This is a genomic window from Bartonella sp. CL436QHHD (assembly GCF_042195105.1).
Taxonomy (GTDB): Bacteria; Pseudomonadota; Alphaproteobacteria; order Rhizobiales; family Rhizobiaceae; genus Bartonella.
On record NZ_JBHINR010000020.1, the window covers coordinates 1 to 6657 of the forward strand.

Annotated in this window: 5 protein-coding genes and 1 pseudogene; 2 read left to right on the top strand and 4 right to left on the bottom strand. The window is 42.8% G+C overall.

What is annotated here, in order from left to right:
• A partial coding sequence (locus ACFIKN_RS02315; RefSeq protein ID WP_375657858.1) for a phage tail sheath subtilisin-like domain-containing protein occupies window positions 1-1170 on the bottom strand: 1170 nt, incomplete at its 3' end.
• 165 nt (window positions 1171-1335) lie between these two features.
• On the opposite strand from ACFIKN_RS02315, the gene ACFIKN_RS02320 reads away from it, so the two are divergent.
• Together ACFIKN_RS02320 and ACFIKN_RS02325 are read left to right on the top strand one after the other, a co-directional pair.
• Window positions 1336-1650, top strand: a complete 315-nt coding sequence (locus ACFIKN_RS02320) for a type II toxin-antitoxin system HigB family toxin (RefSeq protein WP_375612347.1) — start codon at window positions 1336-1338, stop codon at window positions 1648-1650.
• Window positions 1647-2003 (top strand): type II toxin-antitoxin system HigA family antitoxin, encoded by a 357-nt coding sequence (locus ACFIKN_RS02325; protein WP_375613954.1) that lies wholly within the window; start codon window positions 1647-1649, stop codon window positions 2001-2003. Before ACFIKN_RS02320 ends, ACFIKN_RS02325 begins: the two co-directional genes overlap by 4 nt.
• A 97-nt stretch (window positions 2004-2100) precedes the next feature.
• Here ACFIKN_RS02325 and ACFIKN_RS02330 read toward each other — a convergent pair whose 3' ends face one another.
• From ACFIKN_RS02330 to ACFIKN_RS02340, 3 genes and pseudogenes are all read right to left on the bottom strand, one after another.
• Window positions 2101-2919, bottom strand: coding sequence for a DNA adenine methylase (locus ACFIKN_RS02330; protein WP_375657859.1), 819 nt, complete (start codon window positions 2917-2919; stop codon window positions 2101-2103).
• Window positions 2920-3478: 559 nt separating this feature from the next.
• Window positions 3479-4825 carry a Bgr_08870 family protein gene (locus ACFIKN_RS02335; protein ID WP_273791643.1) on the bottom strand — a complete coding sequence of 449 codons (1347 nt, stop codon included), beginning with the start codon at window positions 4823-4825 and terminating at the stop codon, window positions 3479-3481.
• A gap of 14 nt (window positions 4826-4839) precedes the next feature.
• Window positions 4840-6657: pseudogene (locus ACFIKN_RS02340) on the bottom strand (DUF4815 domain-containing protein); the annotation flags it as partial.

The window sequence follows — 6657 nt, forward strand, 5'->3', positions numbered from 1 at the left end:
GAATGTGATGTGTTCTGCTGGTGTTGTTGGTGTGAATTCGACATTGAAATAGACTCTGCCGCCTTCAATGGCGCTTGCTGTATTCAACTCTAGATCAGGCGTACAACGCCCACCAAGAATGGCGCCTTGTGCTTTCAAATCACGCAAATAGGCATTGACGCTTTCACTGACATCATTCATGTAGGTCTTTTTGATATTGCGGTCGACAGCCCATAGATGCCCGCGCAAAATGGCATCATTGATCATATCTGCGGTGCGTACTACGGATAAGAAAGCAAATTTTGTATCACTTGAGAGTGTGCGATTACCCCAGAGGCGATAACCATTTTCGCGGATAATTGTTGTGATGTTTTGTTCATTGAGAAGGTTGGCACGGCTTGATCTATCACCAATGGAAAAATCAATGGGGCGCGTAATACCAACAATGCCATTGATCACTTTGTTGGAAGGAGAATGCCAAAAACCGTGTGTAAAATCAGTTTTAGCAATGACACCAGCAACTGCTGCACTTGCTGGCTGTTCTACAATTTTTCCATCACGATTCACCTTTACAAAAGGGTCAACGATAATAGCGCGTTTTGAATCAAAATCCTTTGCTGTGCTAAGGGCTGCTTCATCTGTGCTGTTTGGTGCATCAAGCACCACAATGGCGCGCAAACGCTCGGCAATGCCAATGAGTTCTGCTGCGACGGGGTTGGCAGTTGCACCAGTTCCATTCTCTTCAATATTCACACTGGAAGGGCGTTGATGTGTAAAGCCTGGCGCAATCAGAATGCGTGGTGTTTGTCCTACAATGGATTGTGCTCCAATGAAAGCATGAACACCTTCATAAGCACCATTTGCGTTTACACCACCCAGAATATTGGTGAGTGTTGCATTTTCATTGTCACCCTCGTTCACGCGCACGACAACAACAATGGCACCCACTTGCTTGAAAATGAGATCAAGGGCATTAGGTAGGGTGCCTTGACGCTTGCCTGTTTTATCCAGTTTAGCGGCTTGTGAAAGAGAGCCTGTTACCAAAACGGGTGTATTAAGAGGAAATGCTTGTTCATCTGCATCGGGCGCCGTGCCAACAATCCCGATAACTGCCGATTGTACCGCGCGAAGGGGGCGGGTGCCGTCGTCAACCTCGACAACTTCAACACCGTGTAGAAAACCTGTTGCCATACTTTATGCTCCTTTAAATGAGTGGTGAATTAAAATGAATGGGAAAAATGAGAGGTAAAAAGCCGCTCTTGAGAAAGGTTTGTTTTCAACAAGCACTTTCTTTTTATAAATATCTTGACTTAGTCCCAAAATGGTACTAAGATTGATAAAAATCAGGATACACTTATGAAAATTGTTAAAATCTCCACACTTCAAACTTTTTGGACTCGATATCCTGATGCTGAACAACCATTAAAAGCATGGGTAGATGAAGCTAAAAACGCACAATGGCGTTCTCCTCATGACATTAAAGAGAAATATAAAAATGCAAGCATATTAAAGAATAATCGTGTTGTTTTTAATATTAGAGGCAATGATTATCGTTTAGTTGTTTCAATCTTTTATCCAGCAGGTTGGCTTTACATAAAGTTTATAGGGACGCATAAACAGTATGATGCGATTGATGCCAACACTGTAGAACTAAAGGAATTTAAGAAATGAATATCAAACCAATTCGTACAGAGAGAGATTATCAAGAAGCTTTAGAAATTGTGTCTGCAATGTTTGACAATCAACCTAAAGAGAATACTCCAGAATTTGATCAAATGGAGGTTCTTGTGTTGTTGATTGAAGCGTATGAAGCAGAACACTATCCTGTTTCTCCTCCTCACCCGATTGAAGCTATTAAATTTAGAATGGAACAAATGAACTTAAGTGCTAAAGATCTCGTTCCTGCGATTGGTCATTTAAATCGTGTTTATGAAATCTTGAGTGGTAAAAGAAAATTAACACTGCGCATGATTAAAAACTTGCACCAACAGTTCAATATTCCACTAGAAAGTCTGATAGCTTAGGTTTTATACTAATTTATTTTTTTGAAAGATTTTTAAGGGGTTTCAAAAGGTCTTCAAAGATCATTTAAAGACCCTTTAATATGTATTATTTCTCGTTTTAGAAATCGCAATTTGAGATAATAAGCTCTTGAGCCGGCATTGGATTATTTGAACCACATGTATAAGATGTATTCACTTCTTTTAGTTTAAATTGGCTAAAGGTTTTTCGGATCTCTGGCACATCATTGAGAGACAGAACAAACTTTCCCTTTAATTGTGCAAGCAGTGTGGACATCGTCTGGTAATCCTCTCGCTTAAACAAATCCTTGCCATAGCAATTCTCAACGCCCCAATAAGGTGGATCAAGGTAAAACAAGGTCGTTGGCCGGTCATAACGCCTGATAAAATCAAACCAATCTAAATGTTCAATAGTGACACCTGATAAACGCCGGTAAATAAGCTTTAAGAACCCTTCAAGTTTGAAAGAGTTAAACCGTGCACCACGGTGGGGATCAACTCCAAAGGTACGCTTTGCCACCTGCCCACCAAAACTCAACCGCTGTAGATATAAAAACCGCAAAGCTCGCTCTAAATCCGTAAGCGTCTTTGGATCTTGTAACGTAAAACGTTGAAACGCCTCACGGCTGCTAATCTGGAACTCCAACAGATCCATAAAAGGGTGATAATGGCGTTGCAACACCCGAAAAAAATTCACCACATCGCCTGAGCGATCATTGATGACTTCATATAAGGGAATCAATTTCCGCCTAAAGAATATTCCTCCCATGCCAACAAAAGGTTCGGCATAAGTGCGATGGGGAATGCCTTCAATGATTTTGATAATGGTTTTTGCCAACTTGATTTTGCCACCAACATAAGCGGCAGCTGGTTCTATAGGATCAATAGATTTTAATTTTTCTTTACAAAGTGTATCCATCATTTTTTAACACTCTTTCATCTATAGTAGCCATCTTCTCACTGTTTCCAAGTGATAAGAAGTGGCTGCGATGTTAAGTTGTGTTACATCGGGCGGGTGTTTCTCAAACTGTTCCCGTTGGCTGGACTACCAGCCCAGCCTCTATTTTTTCTTTCTTTCTTTGGTTTGGAGTTTCTAGGATAATTCCTGTGATATATCTGCTTGATTTCTCATAGCGATAGGTTATCAGAGCGGCTTGCCAAGAGCTGTTGATCTCTTTACAAATTTTTTGGAGTAAAAGAGGGGATTAGCCATGATTTCGGGGCATCCCTCTAGAGATAAAGAATGACTTCACTACAGTGCAGCAGAGACTATTCACTTCTATTGTCATCTTGCTCTCCAAATTAATGAAGAGACCATAACAATCATCTACACTCTCTCATAAGACTGACACTGTCAGTCAAAAAGCCCTTTAAAAGGGCTTTGAAAGAGCGATAAAAGGACTTAAAAACATGTAAGCCAGCTTATACAACAGCTATCCATTTGACTTGTGTCATATCTTGGTTACTTGTGCATCCATTTATTCTTTCCATAATCTTATAAGAACAGCGCCATCAGCACCAGCACCGCTGTAATGCCCATCCCCGTTAGCACCAGCACCTCCACCCCCAAAACCACGCCCTGCTTTTCCTGAAGTATGGTAACCATCTCCCGTTCCTCCAGCGCCACCCCTTGATGTATCGCCCCCAGCATCACCTCCGTTACCACTCATTTCTGCATCAATTCCTTTCGTTCCAGCATAACCATTTCCGCCTTTGGCAAGTCCTAAGAGACCATCTGTTGCCCAACCAAAGTTCCCGCCAACTCCTCCAGTACCACCAGAACCTGAGTAACGGGATGATGGGCTGGAATAATAAGCACCTCCACCACCTTTTCCTCCTGTAGCTGTCATAAAATTTTTGCCAACGGTTGTTGTGCCTCCAGAATTTCCTGTCGCACCATGCTTTGCAACAGAAGTTCCTCCTTTACCAATGATGATATCCTCATGCCCGTTTAAACTGGCTTTATAGCCGTACCACACGGAACAACCTCCACCTCCTCCACCGCCGCCTAAGCAATAAGACCAAGAGCAACCACCACTACCGCCGCCACCCCAGGCTGTAATTTCGACTTTGGTTTTATCCGTGACCCAGTTGGGCCATTCAATTTTCCCATCTTGCGTATAAAGCAATTCAGCATCGGCAATAATGAGTTTATTAATCAAATCTTTTTTGATGTTTTTAATTTCCTGCTTGAGAATATCTATTTCTGATTTCGTATAAACAAGTTCTCCATCGACTCTCAAAGGTCCTTTAAGTGAGCTTCCGCTTGTACTTAAGTTAGTGATCATTTTGTTATTATGGGTAATATTCAATGATGTGTTTCCCAACAGTTCTAAGCCACCACTCATAGTGACTTTGCTGGTAAATTTATTGTAATTCTGCCACTCATTTGGACTTGTGAGGCGTCCATAGCTTGTCAGATCTTCATTAATCTTGGCTCTAAAATCATCAAGCCCCACAATATCTTCGGTTTTATGTTGATGTGCGCCTAACAGTGAGACAGCACTGCCAAAGGTGAAGTTATTATTGCTTGATTTATAGAGAACATAATTATTTGCGGCATCTTTTGCCCCCTCGATATCGCTTAAATCAGCAAATGAGAAGGTTTTATCGGCTGCCATTTTGCCTTTGAGAGCCGCTTCAAGATCGGCAACATCACTTATTGTATGCGTGTGTTTTAAAGGTGCTTTTCCCTCTACCTTTTCCTCAACAGCCAAAAGAGCTTGATCAATTTTGGTCAAGTTTTCCCGCAAGATTGGGAATTCAGAACTGATAAAGCGACCTTCTTTCGGCAATTCCATGTCGAGTTTTTTGGTTTTTGTCATCTCTCATTTTCCCCTCATAATATGCCGGCGCCAAAATCACGCACCATTGACCGTGCCGCCGGTCCACCGGTAAGCGTGAGTTTCAAGCGCGCTTGTTTGGCGCCTTTATCACTGCTGGTAAATTTTCGTTCTGTCCAAAGCGGTTCAGCGAGTTGTTCTGTTTCGTCAAGTTTCAAAGGGGTGAAAGCACCATCATCCAGCTGCATCTCCAGTGAAAAGGTTGCACCGCCCGGTAAAAAGGTTTTGATATAGCTGGTCAATCTTGCTTTTTCACCAAAGGCAAAAGCACGCGTGACATAGGTAGCTTCCTTATGGATCTTTCCCGCAATCAATTGAACAGGCGCAAACAAGACGGGTGAGAGCTTTTCGGTGCCTTTGAGAATAGCGCGAAGCTTTATCTTTTCACTGATATATTCAGTAAGACTGAGCAATTGAAAGGGCAGGAGTTGATAAATTGTGCCATTGTTTCTTTCAATTTCAAAGATGACAGAACAATCGCTTGAAGGCAATTCAATGGCTGCGCGTATTTGCAAATCAGAGCAGTCAACAAGGTCAAAAGTGCCAAGATCAATGGTTTTTTCTGTTTGCCTATAGCGTGCCGCCAGCACTCGAAAGGCTAAAGCCTCATCTTGATGGGCGGTCCAGCTCCTAGCATTGACAGAAGAAAAGCGTGGACCGGTCACGTAAGGGTGGCTCGAGACGTATCTCTGGTGTTCTGCATCAAAATCCCCAAGCTTTGCTAGTGAAACGGCATGATCAGCATCATCGGTTTTAATGACAAAGGCGGTGAGACGGTCATTAGGGACTAACAAAGGGACATCATAGCGTGCCTCTGCCCAACCTAGCTTTGCGCCCTTCATAGAATAAAAGCTTTGTGCTTGAATATCGGCGGTCGGATAACCGTTTTCTGTAGTGACCAAATCAATCACCAAATCATGGTTCTCATTACCGATTTTGCAAAGATGAAAGTCAATACCGGTGATTTGCCGTGTTTCATCGGGGGTAAAGACTTGCGCTTGTGGGTCAAATTGCATCCATATTTTCACAGTGGTGGTGCGCCGCATCACTTTCACATCAATCACACCTTGCCCTGTAAAAAGCCCCNGACTTGCGCTTGTGGGTCAAATTGCATCCATATTTTCACAGTGGTGGTGCGCCGCATCACTTTCACATCAATCACACCTTGCCCTGTAAAAAGCCCCGTTGCAATGGTTCCACCTTTCCCCCGTGCCACAACATTTTTTGTGCCAGCGGTGATGTTTTGTGGAATTTTAAAAGTTCCTTCAAGGGTGCCCTTGCTATCGGCAACAAGGCGGCTCGCTGGCAAAACATTCACACCATCAAAGATGAGGCTTGCTAATTGTTCTAACTTGCCAAAGCCTTCAATTTTAAAGTGAAGGGTAATTTGTCTTAAAAAGTCGGTTTGTTCTTGATGTGCATTGACCAAGTCATCACGCACTTCTGTGTTACGGATAGTTCTGCCGCGATGTTTTCCCATAATGATTTGATTGGTGATACCCGAGAGCCAATCGGTGCGCTGTTCATGCCAAAAGTCTGTCGCGGGTTCAAGGGTTACTGTACCAGGTAAGGTCGCAAAATTTTGATAAGGATTGATTTTTTCGCAAGCCGTTGTCAACTCTTGCGCAATGATCACTTCATTTGTCCAGTCAAGGGTGACAGGCGCTGTAAGATTAGCGGTGTAAAAGGTTGGATCAATGGCGAGCTGTAAAATGCCGTTGCCTACAGCACCTGTTTGTTGAAAGCCTTCATCTCTGTAACTATCATCAAGAAAAGGGTCTGCAAACATGCCCTTTTTGGCAACAGGTTCTTTA